The sequence below is a fragment of the Rhodoferax sp. UBA5149 genome (assembly GCF_002413825.1).
Taxonomy (GTDB): Bacteria; Pseudomonadota; Gammaproteobacteria; order Burkholderiales; family Burkholderiaceae_C; genus Rhodoferax.
Window position 1 is genome coordinate 6767 of sequence record NZ_DHXT01000130.1, and the last position, 1071, is coordinate 7837.

1 protein-coding gene and 1 pseudogene are annotated in these 1071 nt (G+C 61.3%); both read right to left on the bottom strand.

Annotated features, from left to right (window positions below; translation table 11 throughout):
- Positions 1-453, bottom strand: a pseudogene (locus B3V69_RS11405) (PCRF domain-containing protein); the annotation flags it as partial.
- 135 nt (positions 454-588) lie between these two features.
- Positions 589-1071, bottom strand: a 483-nt coding sequence (locus B3V69_RS11410) for an alpha/beta fold hydrolase (protein WP_296446615.1), incomplete at its 5' end; no start/stop codon positions are given.

Sequence of the window (1071 nt, forward strand, 5' to 3'; positions counted from 1 at the left end):
AGCAGCATGCTGGCCCAGTCGCAGGCTTCGGTGCCGCCGGCGCCGGCCTGAATGTCGACAAAGGCATTCATCGGGTCCGCCGGGTTGTTGAACATGCGGCGGAACTCCAGCCCCTGGATGGTGGCAGCGAGCTTGGCGGTGTCAAGCTCGATGGTCAGCAGGCCGTCCTCGTCGCCTTCCTCTTTGGACATCTCGAAGAGCTCGGTGTTGTCGGCCAGCTCGGTGGTGAGGCTGTCGAGCGTGAGCACCACGCCGTCCAGCGCTTTTTTCTCGCGGCCCAGCTCCTGGGCGCGTTTGGGGTCATTCCAGACTGCGGGGTCTTCGAGGGATGCGTTGACGGTTCTCAGCCGTTCAGATTTGGCAGGGTAGTCAAAGATACCCCCGGAGATCGAGGGTGCGGGCGCTCAAATCGGAGAGTTGGGTGCCGATGAGGTTGATGCGTTCTGCTTCCATGATGCGGGTCCTGACTGTGTGGGTTTCAAATAACCCGCTATTTTAGTTCCGACCTAACTTGGGGCATACAAGTGAGTCTTCACTGCAACTGCGTTTGCTCATGCCGGACCCACGGCGCCTCAGGCATGCCGCCGCTCAGGCAATAAAGCGCTCAATCAGTGCTGCCAGTTGCTCCGGCTGGTCGTGGTGCATCATGTGGCCGGCCTCGGCAATCAACTCAACGCGCACATTGGGTACCGCTTTGAGCCGCTCGTGGTACTCCGCCAATGAGTATTTGCCCTGCCACCACTGGTCCATGCTGTTGTCGCTGGCTTCCACCGCCAGCGTGGGCATGCTGATGCGCTTGTAGATTTCCAGCACTTCATCGACCCGGTACAGCTGGGCGTTGATGATTTTGTGGGCCGGGTTGCCCATGATCTCCCATTTGCCCTCGACATTGGCGCGGGCCCAGTACTGGGCCAGCCAATCGGCCTTGTGCTGGTCCAGGCGGGGGTTGGTCTTCATCAGGCGGCGCGCCACGCCTTCGGGCCCGTCGTAGGCTTTCAGGTCCAGGTCGCCGGCATGCAGTTTCTTGAGCTCGTTCATCCACTTGGCATAGCGACCGGGCGCCTGCGCGGC